This window comes from Halosimplex halophilum, assembly GCF_004698125.1.
In the GTDB taxonomy this organism is placed as follows: Archaea; Halobacteriota; Halobacteria; order Halobacteriales; family Haloarculaceae; genus Halosimplex; species Halosimplex halophilum.
The window spans coordinates 521,021-541,004 of the sequence record NZ_SRHV01000005.1; the positions used below are offsets into that span (position 1 = coordinate 521,021).

22 protein-coding genes are annotated in these 19,984 nt (G+C 70.8%); 7 read left to right on the forward strand and 15 right to left on the reverse strand.

The window, feature by feature from the left end:
- Nucleotides 1–50: 50 nt before the first annotated feature.
- A complete protein-coding gene (locus tag E3328_RS18890; protein WP_135366189.1) occupies nt 51–1,790 on the reverse strand; it encodes a hypothetical protein in 1,740 nt (579 codons plus the stop codon).
- Between the two features lie 130 nt (nt 1,791–1,920).
- Between E3328_RS18890 and engB the strand changes: the two genes are divergently transcribed.
- Both engB and E3328_RS18900 read left to right on the forward strand, forming a co-directional pair.
- A complete protein-coding gene (gene engB / locus E3328_RS18895; RefSeq protein ID WP_135366190.1) occupies nt 1,921–2,538 on the forward strand; it encodes a GTP-binding protein EngB in 618 nt (205 codons plus the stop codon).
- Nucleotides 2,539–3,201: 663 nt separating this feature from the next.
- On the forward strand, nt 3,202–3,540 hold the full coding sequence (locus tag E3328_RS18900) for a cupin domain-containing protein (RefSeq protein WP_135366191.1): 339 nt from the start codon (nt 3,202–3,204) through the stop codon (nt 3,538–3,540).
- On the opposite strand, the gene E3328_RS18905 is transcribed toward E3328_RS18900, so the two are convergent.
- From E3328_RS18905 to E3328_RS18915, 3 genes are read right to left on the reverse strand one after another with little or no spacing between them, the layout of a single operon-like run.
- Nucleotides 3,537–4,520, reverse strand: coding sequence for a metal ABC transporter permease (locus E3328_RS18905; protein WP_135366192.1), 984 nt, complete (start codon nt 4,518–4,520; stop codon nt 3,537–3,539). The two genes, E3328_RS18900 and E3328_RS18905, sit on opposite strands and share 4 nt — an antisense overlap.
- A gap of 2 nt (nt 4,521–4,522) precedes the next feature.
- Nucleotides 4,523–5,260 carry a metal ABC transporter ATP-binding protein gene (locus tag E3328_RS18910; RefSeq protein ID WP_135366193.1) on the reverse strand — a complete coding sequence of 246 codons (738 nt, stop codon included), beginning with the start codon at nt 5,258–5,260 and terminating at the stop codon, nt 4,523–4,525.
- On the reverse strand, nt 5,257–6,411 hold the full coding sequence (locus E3328_RS18915) for a metal ABC transporter substrate-binding protein (protein WP_135366194.1): 1,155 nt from the start codon (nt 6,409–6,411) through the stop codon (nt 5,257–5,259). The genes E3328_RS18910 and E3328_RS18915 overlap by 4 nt, the downstream gene beginning before the upstream one ends.
- 198 nt (nt 6,412–6,609) lie before the next feature.
- Here E3328_RS18915 and E3328_RS18920 point away from each other — a divergent pair, with 198 nt between their 5' ends.
- Nucleotides 6,610–6,984: a NifU family protein gene (locus E3328_RS18920; protein WP_135366195.1), complete on the forward strand. Its 375-nt coding sequence runs from the start codon at nt 6,610–6,612 to the stop codon at nt 6,982–6,984.
- Nucleotides 6,985–7,076: 92 nt separating this feature from the next.
- On the opposite strand, the gene E3328_RS18925 is transcribed toward E3328_RS18920, so the two are convergent.
- On the reverse strand, nt 7,077–8,132 hold the full coding sequence (locus E3328_RS18925) for a presenilin family intramembrane aspartyl protease PSH (protein WP_135366196.1): 1,056 nt from the start codon (nt 8,130–8,132) through the stop codon (nt 7,077–7,079).
- Nucleotides 8,133–8,322: 190 nt separating this feature from the next.
- Between E3328_RS18925 and E3328_RS18930 the strand changes: the two genes are divergently transcribed.
- Together E3328_RS18930 and E3328_RS18935 are read left to right on the forward strand one after the other, a co-directional pair.
- Complete coding sequence (locus E3328_RS18930) at nt 8,323–9,876, forward strand: sulfatase (protein WP_135366197.1); 1,554 nt, start codon at nt 8,323–8,325, stop codon at nt 9,874–9,876.
- A 2-nt stretch (nt 9,877–9,878) separates the two neighbouring features.
- Nucleotides 9,879–10,907, forward strand: a complete 1,029-nt coding sequence (locus tag E3328_RS18935; RefSeq protein ID WP_135366198.1) for a lysylphosphatidylglycerol synthase transmembrane domain-containing protein — start codon at nt 9,879–9,881, stop codon at nt 10,905–10,907.
- A gap of 91 nt (nt 10,908–10,998) precedes the next feature.
- Here the strand turns inward: E3328_RS18935 and E3328_RS18940 are convergent, their stop codons facing one another.
- Nucleotides 10,999–11,244 (reverse strand): PRC-barrel domain containing protein, encoded by a 246-nt coding sequence (locus E3328_RS18940; RefSeq protein WP_135366199.1) that lies wholly within the window; start codon nt 11,242–11,244, stop codon nt 10,999–11,001.
- 315 nt (nt 11,245–11,559) lie between these two features.
- Between E3328_RS18940 and msrB the strand changes: the two genes are divergently transcribed.
- Both msrB and E3328_RS18950 read left to right on the forward strand, forming a co-directional pair.
- Nucleotides 11,560–11,967: a peptide-methionine (R)-S-oxide reductase MsrB gene (gene msrB, locus E3328_RS18945; protein WP_135366200.1), complete on the forward strand. Its 408-nt coding sequence runs from the start codon at nt 11,560–11,562 to the stop codon at nt 11,965–11,967.
- Between the two features lie 129 nt (nt 11,968–12,096).
- Nucleotides 12,097–12,879, forward strand: a complete 783-nt coding sequence (locus E3328_RS18950; protein ID WP_135366201.1) for a DUF7978 family protein — start codon at nt 12,097–12,099, stop codon at nt 12,877–12,879.
- Between the two features lie 4 nt (nt 12,880–12,883).
- Here E3328_RS18950 and E3328_RS18955 read toward each other — a convergent pair whose 3' ends face one another.
- The 9 genes from E3328_RS18955 to htpX all read right to left on the reverse strand — a co-directional run bounded on the left by E3328_RS18955 (nt 12,884) and on the right by htpX (nt 19,943).
- The gene (locus tag E3328_RS18955; protein WP_135366202.1) at nt 12,884–13,123 is read right to left on the reverse strand and encodes a glutaredoxin family protein; all 240 of its coding nucleotides are present in this window, start codon (nt 13,121–13,123) and stop codon (nt 12,884–12,886) included.
- A gap of 37 nt (nt 13,124–13,160) precedes the next feature.
- Complete coding sequence (locus tag E3328_RS18960) at nt 13,161–14,246, reverse strand: PAS domain-containing sensor histidine kinase (RefSeq protein ID WP_135366203.1); 1,086 nt, start codon at nt 14,244–14,246, stop codon at nt 13,161–13,163.
- A 109-nt stretch (nt 14,247–14,355) separates the two neighbouring features.
- Entirely contained in the window at nt 14,356–15,402 is a 1,047-nt protein-coding gene (radA, locus tag E3328_RS18965) for a DNA repair and recombination protein RadA (protein ID WP_135366204.1), read from the reverse strand.
- A gap of 143 nt (nt 15,403–15,545) precedes the next feature.
- Complete coding sequence (locus E3328_RS18970) at nt 15,546–16,019, reverse strand: hypothetical protein (protein ID WP_135366205.1); 474 nt, start codon at nt 16,017–16,019, stop codon at nt 15,546–15,548.
- A 39-nt stretch (nt 16,020–16,058) separates the two neighbouring features.
- On the reverse strand, nt 16,059–16,436 hold the full coding sequence (locus E3328_RS18975) for a hypothetical protein (RefSeq protein WP_135366206.1): 378 nt from the start codon (nt 16,434–16,436) through the stop codon (nt 16,059–16,061).
- Nucleotides 16,437–16,499: 63 nt separating this feature from the next.
- Entirely contained in the window at nt 16,500–17,105 is a 606-nt protein-coding gene (gene pspAB / locus E3328_RS18980) for a PspA-associated protein PspAB (RefSeq protein WP_135366207.1), read from the reverse strand.
- A gap of 102 nt (nt 17,106–17,207) precedes the next feature.
- Nucleotides 17,208–18,014: an aldo/keto reductase gene (locus tag E3328_RS18985; protein ID WP_135366208.1), complete on the reverse strand. Its 807-nt coding sequence runs from the start codon at nt 18,012–18,014 to the stop codon at nt 17,208–17,210.
- Between the two features lie 61 nt (nt 18,015–18,075).
- Complete coding sequence (locus E3328_RS18990) at nt 18,076–18,951, reverse strand: M48 family metalloprotease (protein ID WP_135366209.1); 876 nt, start codon at nt 18,949–18,951, stop codon at nt 18,076–18,078.
- 110 nt (nt 18,952–19,061) lie between these two features.
- Complete coding sequence (gene htpX, locus E3328_RS18995) at nt 19,062–19,943, reverse strand: zinc metalloprotease HtpX (RefSeq protein ID WP_135366210.1); 882 nt, start codon at nt 19,941–19,943, stop codon at nt 19,062–19,064.
- Between the last annotated feature and the right edge of the window lie 41 nt (nt 19,944–19,984).

Genomic DNA, 19,984 nt, shown 5'->3' on the forward strand with positions numbered 1-19,984 from the left:
GGCGCGACTGGCGGACCGGCGAGACCGGCGGGTCGGCGCGACCGGTGCGGTCACTCCTCGTCGCGGCGGCCGAGCCGCCAGGCGCCGATGCCCAGCGCCGCGAGCCCCGACAGGACGCCCAGCCCGGGGCCGTCCCCGCTGGTCGTCGCGTCCGCGTTGCCGGTCGCCGTGTCCCCCTCGCCGGCCGCGCCGCCCGCCGTCGCGGTCTCGCCGGCCATCCCGCTCGTCGCGGTCCCGCCGGTCGCGGTCGGGGTGTCGGTCGGCGTGGCGGTCGGGGTGTCGGTCGGCGAAGCCGACGGCGTGGCCGTGGCGGTCGGCGACTCGGTCGGTGTCCCGGCCGGGGTCGCCGTGTCGGTCGGTTCGGGCGTGTCGGTCGGCAGGTCGATCTCGGCGCCGGAGGGGGTCACCGTCGCCGGGTTATCGGTGGGGTCCGGGAACGTGTAGAACGCGCCGGGGCCGTCCCGCTCGGTCGGGTGGACGTAGCTCGTCGCGATGAAGAACTCGCCGGGGACGCCGACCCGCGCGGTCCAGAAGCTCGCGCGGTCGCCGTTCTCGTAGTGGGCCAGCTGTTCGGGGTTCGCCGGGTCGGAGATGTCGTGGACTTTCACTCCGCCGCGGTACCACGACGAGTAGAGGTAGTCGCCGGCGATCTCGAAGTTGTGCGAGGTGGTGTAGTAGCCGCCCTGTCGCCGGGCGGTCTCGCCCTCCGGCGGCTGGGGCGGTTCGATCTCCGTCAGCCGCTCGGGACTGGCGGCGTCGCCGATGTCGTAGAGGATGATCCCGCTGGGGCCGCCCAGGTCCTCCTCGTCGGACTCGTCGTCGTCGACGCCCCCTTCGAGGTTCCAGCTCTCCCCGCCGACCGCGAGCAGGTCGCCGTCGTCGTCGGGCTGGACGTAGTGGGCGTTGCCCTCCGGCTCCATCGCGTACTCGTACACGTCGGTCCCGCTCACGTCCTGCAGTTCCGACAGGGAGTACTCGGCGGCGTGCCCGACGTATTCGGGGCTCGCGGGGTCGGACACGTCGAGGATCCACGCCCCGCCGTCCCAGTAGGCCAGGTACGCGCGCTCGTCCTGGACGTACATGTCGTGGAGGTTGAGGAGGCTGCCCGACAGTTCCCCGTACCCCGCGTCGTACTCGGCGGGCGACCACTTCGCGACCGACTCGGGCTGGTCGGGCGCGACGTGGACGACGTCGAGCTCCCGGCCGGTCGTCAGGTACGCGTACTCCCCGTGGAGGTCGGAGTTGTGGATCGTGTAGGTCGTCTCGTAGGTCTTCATCGGCCGCGGGTTCAGCGGGTTCGACACGTCGTAGATGGCGATCCCGCGGAACGCCTCTGCGGCCGCGGAGGTCGCCAGCATCAGTCGACCCTGGTTGTACTTGATGTCGTAGAAGCCCGTGATGGACCGGCCGCCCGACGCGGTGATCCCGGTGTAGGTCCCGACGACCTCGGGGTTCTCCGGGTCCTGACAGTCGACGACGTAGAAGCCGTCGATCCGGGAGGCGAACGCGTACCGGCCGGACGGCTCCATCACCGCTTCGGTCGTCTGGAACCCGCCCTGGTCGTTCGACACGTCGAAGCTGGCCAGCGGGCCGTAACCGTCGCCGGCGTCGGTGCCGGTCGGGGTCGCTGTTGCGGTTTCTGTCGGCCCGGCGGTGGCGGTCGGCGTCGCGGTCGTTCGGGAGGAGGGCGATGCGTCGTCGTCGCTGCCGGTGGCGGTCAGGGCGCTTCCTGCGATCCCCGCCAGACCGGCAGCGCCGACTGCGGAACGGAGGTATTCACGGCGGCGCATGCACCCTCTCCTCCGGGCGGCTGTCGTTTAGTTTTGCTGATCGGACCGATCAGCGATCCGTCGCGCCCGCCCCCGCGGTCCGCCGGGCGCGAACGCGCTCCTTTTCCACCCGCCCGGTGTAGGACCGCCCATGTTCGAGTCACGCCCGGACCGGGACGCCGAGGTCGTCCTCGTCGGCCGGTCCAACGTCGGCAAGTCGACGCTCATGCGCGAGCTCACCGGCCACACCTTCGACACCGGCCAGCGCCCGGGCGTCACCCGCTCGCCCAACCACTTCGACTGGGCCGCCGAGGACTTCGTCATCACCGACCTCCCCGGCTTCGGCTTCATGGAGGGCGTCCCCGAGGACGTGCGCGAACAGACCAAGACCGACATCGTCCGCTACATCGAATCGAACGCCGACAAGATCCTGGTCGCCGTCCTCGTCGTCGACGGCAAGGCCGCAATCGACATCATCGACCGCCACTCCGGCCCCGACGAGGTGCCCTACGACGTGGAGATGTTCCACTTCCTCCGCGACGTGGACATCCCGGTCGTCGTCGCCGTCAACAAGATGGACAAGGTCGACGACCGCGACGAGCGGCTGAACGAGCTGTGCGACCGCCTCGGCCTCTATCCCCCCTGGAAGCAGTGGCAGAACACCATCGCTCCCATCTCCGCGAAACGGGGCTCCATCGAACCCATGACCGAGGCCGTCCGCCACCACCTCCACGAACAGGAACGGGACGACCTGTTCCAGTTCTTCTAAACCATCTCTTTCCCGCCCGGGTTTCCTCGGTCGCCCGCGGCGACCTGCGGGGAACCCGGGCGGCAAAAACATGAGTGAAAAAGGCCGGACGACTCGGTCGCTGCGCTCCCTCGCGTCCGGTGAACCGGCGCTCCGCCCGGATGCTGCCTGCAGGCGTAGCTGTTGCAGTGGGCGGTTGCGGTGCGGTCGGCGCGCGCTGTCGTCTCGGAATCGCCTGCGATTCCGATGGGCCGTCAGAGCTCACTCTGACGTTGGCGGCCTCCGTGCCGCGACGGAATCGCGCGAGAGATTCGCGACTCGCGTGTCGCGAATCGGCTGGGGAGGTTCGTGGCCGTCTGCGGTGCTGTGCGGTTGCGGTGTCGTGCGGTCGCGGTGCTGTCCTGGCGGACTGAAAGGGCGAGGCGCGCTCGCGCCGATAGTCGCCTGAGCGGGCACTATCCGCGCGGGCGGTGCGGAGAGCGCGGATATCCCGCTCAGCGACCGCGAGCGCGGCGAGGGCTTTCAGCGCTTGCTGTCGAGTACGGTCGAGCCGAGTGCGGTCGCTGCCTCGCTACATTCTTTCAAACCGGTTCGACCAGAGACACCCGATCGACTCACGACGCTATCCGACGATCCTATCGAGCAACAGCTACGCTTAGGTGCGGGCACGCCCACAGGCGATCCATGCAGGTCGAAGCACACTCGGCGAACGAGACGGTCGAAGTCACCGACGGCGTCCACCTCACACAGCTCGCGGTCGGCGAGCGGATGAGCATGCAACACGTCCACATCGAGCCGGGGGCGGTCGTTCCGGAGCACAGCCACGAACACGAGCAGGTCGGCTACATCACGAGCGGGTCGGGCGTGTTCGTCGTCGACGGCGAGGAGTTCCCCGTCAGCTCCGGCGACTCCTACCACCTCGCGAGCGAGGAACCCCACAGCGTCGAGGCGACCGGCGACGAGCCGCTGGACGGGATCGACGTGTTCGCGCCGCCGCGGGCGAACCCCGACTGGATGGACTAGACCGCGCGAGCGGTGCGCCGCCATACGTCGGCGACGCGGCTCCAGGCGAGCGCGACCACCCGGCTCGCCACGTAGCAGCCGAGCGCGACGAGGACGATCGTCCCGCCGGCGGCGACGCCGAACAGGTACGACAGCGTCGCGCCGGCGATCGTCGCGACCTGGGCCGCCAGGACGGCCGCGACCAGCGAGCGCCGGAACCCGCGGACCGCGCTCGCCGTCGCGACGGGGACGACGAGGAGTGCGGCGACGAGGATCACGCCCATGATCTGCATCGCGCCGACCACCACGACGGCGGTCAGCACGACCAGGACGTAGTTGTAGCGGGTCACCCCGATCCCGGCCGCGCGGGCGGCCGTCTCGTCGAAGGTCGCGTACAGGAGCGGTCGGTAGGCGACGGCGACGACCGCCACCACGAGCACCGTCAGCGCGAGGAGCACGCCGACGTTCCCCCGGGAGACGGTGGCGAGCGACCCGAAGAGGTAGGCGTCGATGCCGACCGCGATGCCGCCGTCGGTGGCGGTCACGAGGACGCTGCCCAGCGCGAACCCGCCGGTCAGCACCATCGCCAGCGAGGTGTCGGTGTACAGGCCCAGCCGCTCGACCAGCGTCTGGACGAGGACCGCCGCGATGACGGCGACGACCAGCGCCGAGAGCAGCGGCGAGACCGACAGCTCGAAGGCGGCGTTGACGAACAGCCCGAGCGCCACGCCCGCGAACGCCGTGTGGGCCAGCGTGTCGCCGATCAGCCCCATCTCCCGGTGGACGAGGAAGCTCCCGACGACCGGGCAGATCACCGCGACGCAGACCGCCGCGAGGTACGCCCGCTGCATGAACGGCGACGCGAGGATCTCGACGCCGAGCGCCTCGGCCAGCACGCGCATCGCCGCGCCGTAGGCGTCGTCGAGGAACCAGTCGCGCAGCCCCGTCGCCCCCGCGGCGACCAGCGGTTCGGACGCGGTCGCGAGTGTCGTTCCGGCCATCGTCAGTGCCCGTGTGCGACGACGCGGTGGTCGGTCCCGTAGGCCTCGGCGAGCGCGTCGGTCTCGACGAAGGTCTCGGGGTCGCCGTGGAAGTACAGCCGCCGGTTGAGGCAGGCGATCTCGGTGGCGTGAGCGGTCACGACGCCGATGTCGTGCTCGACGAGCACGACCGTCAGCCCGTCGTCGTTCAGCGAGTCGAGCAGGTCGTAGAACGCCGACCGCGACTCGGCGTCGACGCCGACGGTCGGCTCGTCCAGCGCGAGCAGGTCCGCCTCGGCCGCCAGCGCCCGCGCGATGAACACCCGCTGGCGCTGCCCGCCGGAGAGCCGGCCGACCCGCCGCTCGGCGAGGTCGGCGATCCCCACCCGCTCCATGGCGTCCGCGACGGCTCGACGGTCGTCGGCGTCGAACCGCCCGCGGAGCCGCCGGGGGTACCGCCCCATCCGCACCGCCTCCGCGACGGTCACGGGCATCGCGTCCCCCGTCCCCGCGGTGTCCTGTGCGACGTACCCGACGCGCTCGCCGTCGGCGCACTCGTGGGCCGGCGAGCCGAACAGCCGCACCCGCCCGGCGTCGGGCCGACGCAGGCCGATCAGCAGCTCCAGCAGCGTCGTCTTGCCCGACCCGTTCGGGCCGACCAGGCCGAGGAACGCGCCGGGCTCGACGGTCAGCGAGACCCCGTCGAGGACCGGCCGGTCGCCGTACCCGAACGTGAGGTCGTCGGCTTCGATGACGGTCATTCGACCCCCAGCGCGCGCTCCAGCGTCGGCAGGTTCACCGACTCCATCACGTCGACGTACCCCCACCCCTCCTCGACCCAGGCGTCGCTCCGGCCGGGGATCGACGTGAGCGGGAGCACCTCCTCGGCGTCGGTCTCGGCGACCAGCTCCCGGGCCGCCCGCCGGGACTCCAGCGGGTCGGCACAGACGTACCGCAGGTCGTGCTCGTCGATGCGGCGCTGGGCGCGCTCGATGTCCCGCAGGCTCGGCGAGTCGTCGGGCGAAAGGCCAGTGAGCGTCACGAACTCGATGTCGTAGCGCGCGCCGAGGTAGCCGAAGGCGTCGTGGCCGGCGACGAGCACCACGTCCGTCGTCGCGCCGGCGAGGCGCGACTCGAACGACTCGTCGAGGGCGGCCAGCCGCTCCCGGTAGGCGCTCGCGTTGTCGGCGTACCGCGAGGCGCCGTCGGGGTCGACCGCCGCGAACGCCTCCCGGACGCGCTCGACCGCCGCGCTCGCTCGCCGGGGGTCGAGCCAGAAGTGCGGGTCCACTCCCCCGTGGTCGTGCCCGCCCTCGCGGCCCCCGTGTTCGCCTTCGCCCCCGTCGGTGTGCTGGTCCTCGTGGTGGTCCGTGTGTTCGCGACCGTCCTCACCGTGGTCGGTGTGCTCGCCCTCGTGATGCTCTCCGCCCTGTTCGTCCTCGTGGTGCCCGTCGGTGCCTTCGTCCCCGTGATGTTCGTCGGTGTGTTCGCTCCCGTGGTCGACGCCGAGCAGGTCGACGCCGTCACCGACGGCGACGGGGCGGACCCCCTCGTCGTCGGCCCGCACGTCGCGGACCATGTCGTCGGCCCACGGCTGGAACCCCTCCATCCCGTAGACGAACAGGTCGGCCTCGGCGACCGCCCGCCGGACCTGCGGCCCGGGTTCCCAGCCGTGACCGTGCTGGCCGACCGGGACGAGCGTCTCCGCCCGCGCCGCGTCGCCGGCGACCTGCCGGGCGAAGTCGCCGAACACGAAAAACGACGCCCGCGCCACCGGCCGGTCGTCGGTCTCCGCCGTGGAGCCGGAGTCGTCCCCGCCCGGGCCCGCGCTGCCGATACATCCGGACAGAGCGACCGCAGTGGTCGCTCCCGCCGCCGCTCCCAGAAACGATCGCCGCGTGTGTCGCGCCATGTTATTATTCTTAACGACTAATCTAATAACAGTTGTGAACTAGAATAAGGTAATTATTAAACGGACGGACACAGGTGCCGACGGTTCGAGCGGGGCCAGCGGGGCTCGGAAGGGGCAGGTGGACGGTACGGGGGCGAAGCGGTGACGAACCCGTGAGTCCAAAGGTCTAAGCCCCGTCGTCGCCAACGTCGAGGTACTATGAGCACAGAGACCGAGGACGGCGACGACCTGCGCGAGCGCATCTCGAACTTCCTGCGGCGGAACTTCCCGCAGATCCAGATGCACGGCGGGTCGGCGGCCATCGAGGAGATCGACCGCGAGAGCGGCTCCGTGACGATCCAGCTCGGCGGCGCCTGCTCGGGGTGCGGCATCTCCCCGATGACGATCCAGGCGATCAAGACCCGCATGACCAAGGAGATCCCCGAGATCGAGACGGTCAACGCCCGCACCGGCGGCGGCATGGGCGGCGAGGAGGGCATGATGGGCGCCGACACCGGCCCCTCGATGCCCGGCGACTCCCGCGGCGGCGACATCGGCGGCGACGACGACGAAGGCCCCGAAGCCCCGTTCTGAGGCCGTCCCCTCGGTTCACCTTCTCGCGTTTTTCGCGGCGGACAGCCGCGGCGCCGTCGCTTTCGGTGGCGGAGACCGGGACAGACCCCGAGCTACAGCCCCAGCGCCGTCGTGACCGGGACCCCGGCGGCGACGGCGCCGACGAGGTACCCGCCCAGCACGCCGGCGTTCAGCGGCGGGAGGCCGGCGTGGGCGCCCTCGACGCGGTGGACGAGATACAGCAGGCCGGCCATCCCGACCAGCCCGCCGACCAGCGCCCCGAGGGCGGGCGCGTTGGCGTTGAGCGCCGGGACGACGGTGGGGGCGTCGAGAAAGCGGCCCGCGCTCACGGCGAGCATCCCCGGGATGATCGCGTCGCCCAGTCCCAGCAGCGCGACCTCCGAGCGGGCCGGTGACGCGGCGCCCTCGGGCGGCCGGTCGCCGTCGGCCGTGTCGGGCGCGCCGTCCGCTGAACTCTCGTCCCCGCCCATCAGGTCGAACTCGGGGTCGCGCATCGAGAACGAGCGGGAGTGGGGGACGACGAAGACGATGGGCGCCTTCAGGTCGCCGAGGCCGGCGGCGAGTTCCTGCATGTGGCCGGAGACGTAGACGGCGTAGGCGTCGTAGCCGGCCCACGCGACCAGCAGGACGACGACCGGGAGCGGCCCGAAGCCGAGGCCGAGCATCGGGATGGCCGCGGCGCCGAACACGACGGCCGCGATGTCGTTGACGTACCACTCGGGATAGGTCCAGAGGACGGCGAACGTGACCGCGGCGACCGCGATCGAGGCGGGACTGGTCGGCAGTCCCATCGCGACGCTCCCGCTCGCGGCGATCTCGCCGACGCCGGTCAGCGCGACGAACGCGACGGCGGTGAGCGTGCTGGCCGACCCCAGCAGGAAGGCGCGGACGAGCGCCTCGCCGTAGCCGTAGCGGAAGGCGGCGACCATCCCCGCGGTGGCGACCAGCAGTATCGCCGCGAAGACGCCCACGTTCCCCACGTTCCCGGGGTCCTCGAACATGGCCAGTCCCATCGCGGCGACCTCGTCGGTCAGCGCGAGCCCGAGGACGATGGTCGCGGCGTACAGCGCCACGATCCCGACGTAGGCGTAGGTCCCCGACGGGATGCCCGTGGTCTCCTCGGCCGCTCCGGCGGGCCGTTCGCTCATCGGCCGGCCCCCCGGCGGACCGCCGTCGTCGGTTCCCCGCGCGCCGCCAGCCGTTGCATGGTCGGCGACGAGGGCCACCGCCGGCAAATACTTCCCGGAGTCGGCGTCGGACCGGCGGCCCGCGGCCGGCCGACCAGCGGGCGACCGCCGGACCACGGAGTTTAATTCCGTGCGTCGCGCTCACCCACCCATGAGCGAGACAGACGGTCCGGGGAACGTCCTGTTCGTCGTCATGGACACGGTCCGCCAGAGCCACCTCTCGGTGTACGGCTACGACCGGCCGACGACGCCGAACCTGGAGGCCTTCGCCGACGACGCCCGCGTCTTCGAGGAGGCCGTCGCGCCGGCGCCCTGGACCCTGCCCGTCCACGCCTCGCTGTTCACCGGGCTCTACCCCACCCAGCACGGCGCCACCCAGGAGAACCCCTACCTGGAGGGCGCCACCACGCTCGCCGAGTCGCTGTCCGCGGCGGGCTACGCCACCGCCTGCTACTCCTCGAACGCCTGGATCACCCCCTACACCAACCTCGCCGACGGCTTCGACGACCAGGACAACTTCTTCCAGGTCATGCCCGGCGACTTCCTCTCGGGTCCGCTGGCGAAGGTCTGGAAGACGATGAACGACAACGACACCCTGCGGAGCGTCGCCGACCGCCTGGTGGAACTCGGCAACACCGCCCACGAGTACTTCGCCGAGAGCGGCGGCGGCGACACCAAGACCCCCGAGATCGTCGACCGCGTCCAGGACTTCGTCGAGGACAGCGAGGAGTCCGGCGACGAGTGGTTCTCCTTTATCAACCTGATGGACGCCCACCTGCCGTACCACCCGCCCGACGAGTTCGCCGAGGAGTTCGCCCCCGGCGTCGACTCCACCGAGGTCTGCCAGAACTCCAAGGAGTACAACTCCGGCGCCCGCGACATCGACGACGACGAGTGGGAGGCCATCCGGGGCCTCTACGACGCCGAGATCGCCCACATCGACCACCACCTCGGCCGGCTGTTCGACTGGCTGCAGGAGACCGACCGCTGGGAGGACACGCTGGTCGTGGTCTGCGCCGACCACGGCGAGCTGTTCGGCGAGCACGGCCTCTACGGCCACGAGTTCGGCATCTACGACCCGCTGGTCAACGTCCCGCTGCTGGTCAAACACCCCGAGCTGGACGCCGAGCGCGACACGGAGACCCAGGTCGAACTGCAGGACCTCTACCATACAGTCCTCGATCACGCGGGCGTCGACGCCGACGCGGGCGGCGAACCGTTCGACCGCGCCCGGTCGCTGCTCGATTCCGACTACCGCGAGTTCGCCGGCGTCGACGCGCCCCGTGGGGCCGACTCGCGCTTTTCCGCCCACGACGCGGGCGAGCTCGACGGCTACGCGTTCGTCGACTACCACCGGCCGGTCGTCGAGCTGAACCAGCTGGAGAGCAAGGCCAGCGCGGCCGGGATCGAACTCGATACCGACTCGCGGTTCTACTCGCGGATGCGCGCGGCCCGCCGGCCCGACGGCAAGTACATCCGCAACGAGCGCATCCCCGACGAGGCCTACCGGCTGGACACCGACCCCGACGAACTGGACGACCTCGCCGACACCGACGACGAGGTCATCGCCGCGACCGAGGAGGCCCTCGTGACGTTCGAGTCGGAGATGGACGGCGAGTGGGCTGACGTGACCGACGAGGACGTGCTCGACGACATGGGCGAGGAGGCCAAAGACCGGCTGTCGGACCTGGGGTACATCGAGTAACCGTGAGCGAGACCGGCCGGGACCTGTTCGACTTCGTCGACCGCCAGACCGCCCTGAAGATCGTCGGCGGGTTCGCCATCGCCCTCGTGGCGCTGGGACTGATCGCCTACGGCATCGGCATCGAGAAGATCCGACAGGAACTCGTCCGCGCCGACCCGGCGTGGCTGGCCGCCGGCTGTCTCTCGACGGCGGTCGGGCTCGTCGCCTGGGCGAAGGCCTGGCAGGTCGTCCTCCGCGTGGTCGGCTACCGGATCCCGTTCCGGAAGCTCGTCGTCACCTACTACGCGGCGACGTTCGCCAACTACGTCACCCCGCTGGGCCAGGCCGGCGGCGAACCCTTTATCGCCTACGTGCTCTCCAGGGACACCGACGCCAGCTACGAGGACTCGCTGGCCTCGGTCGTGACCGCCGACCTCCTGAACCTCCTGCCGTTCTTCACCTTCGCCGCGATCGGCACGGTGGTCCTCGTCGTGCGGACGACCCTGTCGGAGCAGATCCGCGGCGTCGCGGGAATTCTGGTCGTCTTCGCCGTCGGCGTCCCCGTCGCCGCCGTCGTCGGGTGGCGCTCGCGCCGTCGGCTCGGGCGCCTCGCCCTGCGCGTCGTCGCGCCGGTCGCCCGGCGGACCCGCTTTCTCAGCGTCGAGGGGCTGCGCGAGCGGCTGCGCGAACTCAACACCGCCTTCGAGCGCATCGCCGCCGACCGGGCGGCGCTGGCCCACGCGCTCGTCTACTCGTTCGTCGGCTGGCTGTTCTTCGCGCTCCCGCTGTACGCCGCCGTCCGCGCGCTCGGGGAGTCGATCTCCATCTTCCTCGTCTTCTTCATCGTCCCCGCGAGCACGCTCGCCGGGCTGACTCCCTCCCCCGGCGGGCTCGCCGGCGTCGAGGCGGCGCTGGCCGGCCTGCTCGGGACGCTCGGCGGCTTCTCCTTCGCGACCGGCCTGTCGATCGCCATCGTCTACCGGCTGGCGAGCTACGTCTTCGCCGTGCTGGCCGGCGGGGCCGCCGCGGTGTACGTCGTCTCGCGGAACTGAACGGTGGCCGCGGCGCCCCAGCGCTCGGACGCGGCGGCCGAACGGCGTCGCTCGGCGGGACGAACCGGCAGAAACGGACCGTGCCCTCCTCTCAGAGGTCGCCGAGCCGGACCTCGTCGTCGGTGACGGACTCGATCCGCTCCTCCTGCAGCGGGTACGTGTCCTCGTCGCTGTCGCCCCAGCCGAGCTTCGACATGATCGTGTCCGACATGCTCGGGTCGGGGTCGACGTGCGCCGTGCCGTGGCGCACCTCGGCGACGCGACCGAACTCGTCCCCGTTCGGACCGACGACTCTCTTCCCCTCGTCCGCGTCCGTGAGCTCGATATCTGTCGCCATAGCGAGCGAACGTAGGGGCTTCGAGCGCCTGAGCCCGGCCCTTGCGACTGCAGGCCGACGGCCGGCGCGCCGTCCCCGCTAGGACTCCACGGCGGCCTCGTGACCGCGCCGGCCTCCGGCTCCCGGGCGAGGGCGGGCAAGTCGAGGCCCTCGCGGGAGTCGAACACGAACCGCTGTTCGAGCGACGAATCCGCCACCACCGGGGCGTATGCGCGCCCGCCGAGAACTGCCGAGGCGGTGCCGACGGTGGTCGGGGACGGCCCCGCGGCGTTCCCGAGCGGTCGGTATAAACGCCTGGAGCGGCTACTCGGGGGTATGTCAGAGCACGAGGACGCGCTGCCGGACTCGGACGAGGAGTGGCGCGAGCGGCTGACCGAGGAGGAGTACAAGATCCTGCGCGAGCGGGGGACCGAACCGAAGTTCAGCGGCGAGTACCTCGACGTCGACGAGGAGGGTGAGTTCACCTGCGCCGGCTGCGGGACGGAGCTGTTCTCGACGGACCAGCAGTTCGACTCCGGACACGGCTGGCCGAGCTTCTTCGACGTGGTCGAGGAGGGCAACGTCGAGACGAAACTGGACACCAGCCACGGGATGCGCCGGACCGAAGTGGTGTGTGCGACCTGCGGCGGCCACCTCGGCCACGTCTTCGACGACGGCCCCGACCCGACCGGCAAGCGCTACTGCATCAACTCGGCCGCGCTCGACTTCGAGGGCGACGAGTAGCGACCCGGGCGGCCGCGGTTGTCGCCCCGGCGGCCCGGATCGCCGTCCCGGGCGGCGGCCGGCCCGGGGACTATCATTTCGATCGAAGCGGGCGGAAGCCTTTTTGAACTGCTGCGCGCTTGGACGGGTGTGAGTTCAGAACACGCGGACGACCCGGGGGGCGAGGAGGCGTCCGGCGACCGGACGGTGTCGGTCCTCGGCACCGAGGTCGTCCTGGAGGAGGCGTTCGTCGCGTTCCCGTGGCGGGCGGGGATGGCCCGGGCGCCCGGCGCCTTCCTCGCGGTCTTCGTGCTGACGGCCGGGGCCGCCGCCGTCGGCGGCTTCGGCACCGGGTCGCTCCAGCGGCGGTTCGCGCTGCTCGGCATCGTCGTCTTCAACGCCCACAATATCCCGGCGACGACCGGCATTGTACCGGAGTTGCTCACCCCGGTGGCCGACCCGGTCATCGCCGTTCCGGGGATCGGCCGGCTCCTGCGCGGACTGTTCACGTTCGGGACCGGCCACGCGGACCCGCTCGCCCACGTCGGCGGGATCATGGCGGGCGAGACCGACGAGATCGGTCACCTCAATCTCATCGCCCAGCAGGGCGAGACGGACGTGCCGGCGGTCGTCTACTACCTGCTCGCGCCGGTCGCACTGGTCGGCGCCGGCTACGAGTTCGCCGACAGCCACTGGTCGGAGACGACCACGGAGTCGTTCGCGGAGGTGGCCCGGTTCGGCCTCGCCATCGCCGCCGGCTACGTCGTCGTCCTGCTCGTCGGGTCGGTGCTGTTCACCGCGGTACTGGTCAGCCCGCTGGCGGGCGAGGTGACGATCCTCCCCGACCGGTACCTGACCGTCGTGTACGGGTTCGCCTACCCGACGATCTTCGCGACGCTCGGGGCCTGGGTCGTCTACCGGGACCGGACCTGAGAATCTAGGCGTAGCTGGCGTCGAGGTACTCGACGATCTTCTCGGACTCGGCCATCGTGACGCCCCGGTCGTCGTCGACGAGGACGGGGACGCCCCGCTGGCCGGAGACCTCCTTGACCTCGTTGCGCTCGGAGTGGAGCGCCTCGACCCACACCGTCTCGTAGTCCAGACCCAGTTCGTCCATCCGGTCGGCGACCTTCTCGCAGTACGGACACCCGTCGAGCTGGTAGAGCGTGAACGCCATACCCGGCCTTCGGAAGCGACCGGCAAGTGCGTTGCGCCTACCGGTCGAGCTCGACCCCCGCGAACTCGAAGCGAGCGCCCCGCGGGGTGCCGTCGGTCGGCGTCCGCGCGTCCGTCAGTCGGACGCTCCAGCCGTGGGCGTCGGCGACCTTCCGGACGATCGCCAGCCCCATCCCGGTGTTGCCGTCGGCCTCGTTCGTGGAGTAGCCGGCGTCGAACACCTGCTCGCGGTCGCCCGGCGCGACGCCCGGCCCGTCGTCGGCCACGAAGAAGCCGTCGAACGTGACGCCGACGCTGATCCGGCCGTCGCCCGCGTGTTCGACCGCGTTGCGGAAGAGGTTCTCGAACAGCTGGGCGAGGAGGCTGGCGTCGGCGACCAGCGCGACCTCGTCGAGCACGTCGAGCGTCGCCGACCCGGTCTCGACGTTCGTCCACGCCGCCCGAGCCACCGTCCCGAGGTCGACGTGTTCGGTATCGGCGGCGTCGGACCCGCGAGCGAGGACGAGCGCGTCGTCGACGATGTCGTTCATCCGTTCGAGCGACCCGCTGATCGACTCCGCGTGTTCGGCGACGGCGTCCGCGTCGCCGGGCGTCTCCGCGAGGAGGTCCGCGCGGGCCATCGCGACGTTCAGCGGGTTGCGCAGGTCGTGGCTGAGGACGTTCGCGACCGTCGACAGCGTCTCGTTGTTGGCCTCGACGCGGAGCTCGGCCTCCTTGCGGTCGGTGATGTCGACGTGCATGACCAGCGCGTGAGGGGCGTCGTACTCCGACAGTTCGATCGCCCGCATCAGAAACCAGCGCCGTTCGTCGGGCGAGTGACACGGGTACTCCAGCGAGAACGACGAGCGCTCGCCCGCGATGACGGACCGGATGCCGGCGGCGGCCTCGGTCGCCGTCTCGTCGTCGGACCCGTCGCAGACCGCGAGGTAGTCCTCGCCGACCATGTCGACCCCGCCGCCGAGGTCGTTCGCCGCGCCGAACTCCCGCCAGGCGCGGTTGGTCGCCCGGATCACCCCCTCCGAGTCCACGACGGCGACCTGCGCCGGGAGCGCGTCGAACGCCGCTGCGGTGAGCGGCCGCTCCCCGCTCGCCGCCGGCTCTCGGTCGTCGCACTCGGGAGTCACTACCTGATCCCAGGTTCGCGACGGACATAACGGCCCCGACCGATTCTCATCGGTGAGTCTCGGAGAGCGGTCGGATCGGTCGAGTCGGCCGTTCAGGCGGTCGGTCCCGTCACTCGTTCATCAGGCCGTCCTCCTCGACGCGCATGACGGCCTCGCCGTCGGGGAGGTTCGGGGCGTCGACGAGCTTGACGATGCGCTTGTCGCCCTTGGACTTGCGGAGGTAGATGCGGAACGTGGAGGTGTGACCGAGGATGTTCCCGCCGATGGGCTGGGTCGGGTCCCCGAAGAAGGAGTCGGGGTTGGAGGCGACCTGGTTGGTGACGACGACGGCGGTGTTGTGGAGGTCGCCGACGCGCATCAGGTCGTGGAGGTGCTTGTTGAGCTTCTGCTGGCGCTCGGCGAGCTCGCCGCGGCCGACGTACTCGGCGCGGAAGTGGGCGGTCAGCGAGTCGACGCAGAGCAGCCGGATGGGGAACTCGTCGTCCTGGGTCTCGCTGGCCAGCTCCTGGGCCTGCTCGGCCAGCAGGATCTGGTGGTTGGAGTTGAACGCCTTCGCGACGTGGATGTTGTCGAGCATCGCCTCGACGAGCTCGTCCAGCAGCGCCTCGTCGGTCGCGTCGGCGTCTTCCTCCTCCTCGACGATGTCGTGCAGGACCATCGCGTCTTCGAGGACCTCGTCGTCGTGGCCCTTGACCATCTGGTCGATGCGCTCGGGGCGGAACGTGTCCTCGCTGTCGATGAACATCGCCGACCCCTCCAGGCCGCCGTGCTCGCGGGGAAGCTGGACGTTGACGGACAGCTGGTGGGTGACCTGGGACTTGCCGGCGCCGAACTCGCCGTACACCTCGGAGATCGACTGGGTCTCGATGCCGCCGCCCAGCAGGTCGTCGACCTCGTCGACGCCCCAGGTGAGCTTGCCGATCTGCTCGCGCCGTTCCAGGACGGCCGCGCCCGTCTCGAAGCCGCCGATGTCGGCGGCCTCCCGCGCGGCGTTGATGATGTCCGCCGCGCTGGACTCGCCGATGTCCGCCGTGTTCGACAGCTCGCCCGGCGAGGCGACCGCGATGCCCTGGTAGCCGTCGAACCCGTTCTCCCGCAGCTTCTCGGCCGTCGCCGGACCCACGCCCGGCAGTTCTTCGAGGTCTTCTGTCGCCATACCCAGCGGTTGCGCCGCCCGTCATATAAACCCTCGTTAACACCAGAGTGAAAGTGAAATCGCGGGCCGGCTCGGCGCTCGGATCGAACCGTTCCGAAGGTTGATACGTCAACGCGCGGTCGCGGCGCGGATGCCCGCCGCGCTCAGCCGCGGGCGCCGAGGTAGACGACGGCGAAGACGCCGAGGAAGTAGACGGCGGTGAGCCACGACTCGGGGACCGAGAGGACGCGGTGGCCCTGGTGGCCGACGACGACCAGCGCCAGCGCGACGACGGCGAGGGCGGGGCGAGCGAGCAGGCCGGCGACGAACGCCCGCAGGTTCCAGACGACGCTCTCGGCGAACCGACGCGCCTTTTCACCCAGAGGCCGGTTGCCGTCGGGGTTGTCGGCCGGCTCGAACCCCGTCAGCGCGTCGCGATCGACGGTTGCAACCTCGCCGGTGTTGACCCGGTGGCCGTCGGCGTCGCCGACCCGCAGGAGCGTGACCGACGAGTCGGCGGTGCCGACGACGCGGTAGACGCCCGGGGCGAGGTCGGTGTCGGCGTCGTCCGACACGGACGCGCCGCTACCGCCGGGCACCCGGACGTGGTCGTAGACGCTGGGGTCGCGGCCGGTCATCGATCGCGATTCACGTTCCCCGAGGGACGGCCCGACGGGTTAAATCCGTCGGGGGTGGTCCGACCACGGGGCCACTCCGAGATGGTTGCCGACCGTCAGGGCGGCGAGGACGACGACGAGTCCGCCGGTCGCCAGCCCGGCGGTCCCCGCGACCGTCGCCGCGTAGGCGAGGCCGTAGACCGCGAACGCGACCGCGAGACCGACGTTGAACGCCCAGCGTTCGCGGACCCCGGGTCGAACGAGGATGGCCACGGCGAACGCGGAGACGAGCCCGCCGGTCGCGAACACGGCCGTCGTCCCGGCTCGCCAGCTCACCGCCAGCACGGCGACGGCGGCGGCGACCGCGCGGGAGCGCGGGGAGCAGACCAGCGCTCCGGCCGCGCCCCGCTCGTCGGCGGAGGGATCGGTCGGTGACACCCGTCTCCTGTCGACTGTCGTGAAAGTAAGCCTGTCGCCGCGGCCGAGCGACGGGGGGCCGACTCACTCCCAGGGGTGGTTCCCGGGTCGGTCGGGCCAGAGCGGGTACCAGTACTCCTTGTCCGGTTCGACGGTCAGCTCGCCGTCGAGGACGCTCTGGAGCTTGATCTCCGTCTGGTTGTGCCGGTCGTGGTCGCCCTCCGGCGCGAAGGGGTAGTACTTCCCCCGGCGGAACGAGTAGACCCAGTAGGCCACCCGGTCGCCCTTCTCGAAGGCGAAGACGGCGGCGAGCAGCCGCGAGCCGTAGCCCCGTTCGATGAACTCGTCGGCGGCGAAGTGGATGCTCGTCACCAGGTCCTCGGGGTCGTCGTCCGCCAGGACGACCCACTCGTAGCCGTGGTCGTCGGTGGTGAACCTGGCTTCGGTGCCGGTCTCGACCTCGCCGGCTTCGAGGATGGCCTCGACGTTCTCGACGGCGTCCTCGAAGTCCGTGCTGTCGACCTCGGCGAAACAGAGGGCGGCCGCCCCCGCCGGCTCGAACCCCAGATCGGCCTCCATCGTCATGTAGGCCGTGCTCATCCCGAAGAGATCCTCCGGGTCGGCGTCCCGGGTCGCGTCGGCCTCCGCCTTCATCCCCAGCGCGGACTTCAGGCCGTCCAGCAGTCCCATGCCCGTTCCTTCGGCCGAGCGCCTAAAAGTCGCTTCCCTCCGGCGGTCGCTCGCTGCCGCCGGTCCGACGGTTTCCCCGCCGGTTCGTCGGGCGCGACCGGCCTACTCGTCCCAGGGCGCGCCCTCGAAGTCGATCTCCCGGTGGCCCCGATCCAGCTCGGCGATCCGGTCCAGGTCCTCGTCGTCCAGATCCACGTCGTAGGCGCCCCAGTTGTCGCGGATGTGCTCGGCGCCGGTGGCCTTCGGGATCGCCGCGACGCTGTCCAGCGACAGGAACCACGCCAGCGTCACCTGCGGGACGGTCGCGTCGTGTTTCTCCGCGATGTCCCGGAGCACGGGATCGTCCAGCACCTCCGTCCGCGCCAGCGGCGAGTAGGCGACGACGGTGTGGCCGTGCTCGCGCGCGTACTCCCGCAGTTCCGCCTGCTGGAGGTACGGGTGCATCTCCACCTGGTTCGCGAAGACCGGCGCGTCGAGCACCGCCCTCGCTTCGTCGAGGTGGCGCGGTTCGAAGTTCGAGACGCCGACGTGGCGAATCGCCCCCTCGTCGTACAGTTGCTGGAACGCCGAGAGCGTCCCCTCGGGGTCGTAGGCCTCCGTCGGCCAGTGGACGTACAGGAGGTCGAGGTAGTCGACGCCCAGCCGCTCCAGGCTCTCCTCGGCGGTGGCGAGCACGTCGTCGTGCGCGAGGTTTGCGGTGTCGACCTTCGTCGCCAGGAAGACCTCCTCGCGCGGTACGTCGGCCTCGGCGATCCCGCGACCGACGTACTCCTCGTTCTCGTAGGCCTGTGCGGTGTCGATATTTCGGTACCCGAGTTCCAGCGCGGTCTTCACGCTCTCGGCGCACTGCTCGGGGTCGGTGTTCTGCCAGGTGCCCAGTCCGAGCCGGTGCAGGTCGAGTTCGCTCATGTATTCCGGATCCCTTGGTCGCCGCGCCCCTAACGGCTGGGGAACCGGCCCGTCTCTCCCCCTACGCCGTCCCTTCCATCTCGGCCGCCAGCTCCCGCAGTTTCCGGATCCGCTTGTGCGTCGGCGGGTGCGTCCCGGGCAGCCCGAGCGAGGGCGACGGGACGATGCAGAAGGCGTTGAACCCGGCCATCGAGCGCATGTCCTCGTCGGGCGGCTCCGGCAGGCCGTGCAACTCGGCGAGCGCCTCCGCCAGCGCGACCGGCTTGCCCGTGATCGCCACGGCGCCGCGGTCGGCGGCGTACTCGCGGTACCGCGAGAGGACGAGCGTCCCCGGCAGGCTCACGACCAGCAGCGGGAGGCTCAAAAGCGCCAGGAACACCGCAGCGCCGAAGTAGCCCAGCACGATGGCCCAGCCGTTCATCCCCTCCAGGGCCGTCGAGAGCATCGCCAGCGCGACCGTCGCCGGGAACCCCGCCACGGTCAGCACCGAGGAGTCGCCGTTCTTGACGTGGGCGAGTTCGTGCGCGAGGACGGCCTCCAGTTGCTCGTCGTCGAGCTCCTTCAGCAGCCCGAGCGTCACGCAGACGACGGTGCGATTGCCCGTGCCGGCGGACATCGCGTTCGGCTCGTCGCTGGGGATCACGGCGACGGGCGGGCGCGGCACGTCGGCCTGCCTGGAGAGTCGCTCGACGGCGTCGAACAGTTCGGGGTGGTCCTCCCGTTCGATGGCGACGGCCTTCGTCGCGATGTAGGCCAGCCGGTCGGCCTCGAACACGAGCCCCCCGAGGACCGCCAGGAGGACGCCGCAGACGACCAGCGCGCCGGCGGGCGGGAGGAGCCAGACCACCGGCCCGAGCAGCGCGGCGTAGCCGAGGAGGGCCAGCCCCAGGGCGAGGGCCATCCGGCGGGTCAGGCGGCTGTCGGTCTGCCACTCCATACGGGACGTTCACTCTCGCTGACTTATGAGTCTTCGGTCGAACGGGCGACAGTCCCGACGAAAGCGACGATTCGGACGGACACGACGACAAGCGACGGACGGGCGGCCGCTCAGGCGGTCTCCATCTCGCCGGCGAGGTCCTGCAGGCGCTCGACGCGGCGCTCGGTGGTCGGGTGGGTCCGGAAGAGGTTCGCGATGACGCCCGAGTCGATGGGGACGATGAAGAAGGCGTTCATCTCGGACTGCTCGCGCAGGTCCTCCTTCGGCACGCGGTCCATACGGCTGTCGATGGTCATCAGCGCGGAGGCCAGCGCCGCGGGCTTGCCGGTGATGGCGGCGCCGCCGCGGTCGGCGGCGTACTCGCGGTACCGCGAGAGCGCGCGGATGAGCAGGAACGAGACGATCCAGACCACCAGCGAGGCGACGACGGCGACGATGATCCCGCCGCCCCCGCCCTGGCGGTTGCGACCCCCGCCGCCGAACAGGAACCCCCACCGGAGGATGAACATCGCGATGGTCGCCAGGAACGACGCGATGGTCATCACCGCCACGTCGCGGTTCTTGACGTGCGCGAGCTCGTGGGCCATCACGCCCTCCAGTTCCTCCTGGTCGAGCGTCTCTAGGAGCCCCGTGGTCACCGCGACGGTCGCCGACTTCTGCGAGCGCCCCGTCGCGAAGGCGTTGGGCGTGCGGGTGTCCGCGACGGCCACGGTGGGCTTCGGCAGGTCGGCCTGCTGGGAGAGCCGGCCGACCATCCGGTGTAGCTCGGGGTACTCCTCCTCGGAGACCTCGCGGGCGCCCATGCTCCGCAGCGCCAGCTTGTCGCTGAAGAAAAACTGCGCGATCAGGAAGACGCTCATGAAGCCGACGATGAGTACGAACGACTGGTTGGTCCACAGCAACACGCCGAGGAAGGCGATGTACAGCGCCGCGAGCAGGAACATCGTGAAGAACATCCGCCCGCGGAGTCCCCAGTCGGTTTTCCACTCCATAGGGAAAGTAGGGGCCGGCCGCCATATCAATCACTCGTGTC

What these genes read in the sequence shown, in the direction of transcription:
- engB (WP_135366190.1), top strand. Translation starts at nt 1,921, where the DNA reads ATGTTCGAGTCACGCCCGGACCGGGACGCCGAGGTCGTCCTCGTCGGC.
- htpX (WP_135366210.1), bottom strand. Translation starts at nt 19,943, where the DNA reads ATGGAGTGGAAAACCGACTGGGGACTCCGCGGGCGGATGTTCTTCACG.
- E3328_RS18985 (WP_135366208.1), bottom strand. Translation starts at nt 18,014, where the DNA reads ATGAGCGAACTCGACCTGCACCGGCTCGGACTGGGCACCTGGCAGAAC.
- E3328_RS18970 (WP_135366205.1), bottom strand. Translation starts at nt 16,019, where the DNA reads ATGACCGGCCGCGACCCCAGCGTCTACGACCACGTCCGGGTGCCCGGC.
- E3328_RS18930 (WP_135366197.1), top strand. Translation starts at nt 8,323, where the DNA reads ATGAGCGAGACAGACGGTCCGGGGAACGTCCTGTTCGTCGTCATGGAC.
- E3328_RS18925 (WP_135366196.1), bottom strand. Translation starts at nt 8,132, where the DNA reads ATGAGCGAACGGCCCGCCGGAGCGGCCGAGGAGACCACGGGCATCCCG.
- E3328_RS18905 (WP_135366192.1), bottom strand. Translation starts at nt 4,520, where the DNA reads ATGGCCGGAACGACACTCGCGACCGCGTCCGAACCGCTGGTCGCCGCG.
- E3328_RS18900 (WP_135366191.1), top strand. Translation starts at nt 3,202, where the DNA reads ATGCAGGTCGAAGCACACTCGGCGAACGAGACGGTCGAAGTCACCGAC.
- E3328_RS18940 (WP_135366199.1), bottom strand. Translation starts at nt 11,244, where the DNA reads ATGGCGACAGATATCGAGCTCACGGACGCGGACGAGGGGAAGAGAGTC.
- pspAB (WP_135366207.1), bottom strand. Translation starts at nt 17,105, where the DNA reads ATGGGACTGCTGGACGGCCTGAAGTCCGCGCTGGGGATGAAGGCGGAG.
- E3328_RS18990 (WP_135366209.1), bottom strand. Translation starts at nt 18,951, where the DNA reads ATGGAGTGGCAGACCGACAGCCGCCTGACCCGCCGGATGGCCCTCGCC.
- E3328_RS18920 (WP_135366195.1), top strand. Translation starts at nt 6,610, where the DNA reads ATGAGCACAGAGACCGAGGACGGCGACGACCTGCGCGAGCGCATCTCG.
- E3328_RS18915 (WP_135366194.1), bottom strand. Translation starts at nt 6,411, where the DNA reads ATGGCGCGACACACGCGGCGATCGTTTCTGGGAGCGGCGGCGGGAGCG.
- E3328_RS18890 (WP_135366189.1), bottom strand. Translation starts at nt 1,790, where the DNA reads ATGCGCCGCCGTGAATACCTCCGTTCCGCAGTCGGCGCTGCCGGTCTG.
- E3328_RS18910 (WP_135366193.1), bottom strand. Translation starts at nt 5,260, where the DNA reads ATGACCGTCATCGAAGCCGACGACCTCACGTTCGGGTACGGCGACCGG.
- radA (WP_135366204.1), bottom strand. Translation starts at nt 15,402, where the DNA reads ATGGCGACAGAAGACCTCGAAGAACTGCCGGGCGTGGGTCCGGCGACG.
- E3328_RS18955 (WP_135366202.1), bottom strand. Translation starts at nt 13,123, where the DNA reads ATGGCGTTCACGCTCTACCAGCTCGACGGGTGTCCGTACTGCGAGAAG.
- msrB (WP_135366200.1), top strand. Translation starts at nt 11,560, where the DNA reads ATGTCAGAGCACGAGGACGCGCTGCCGGACTCGGACGAGGAGTGGCGC.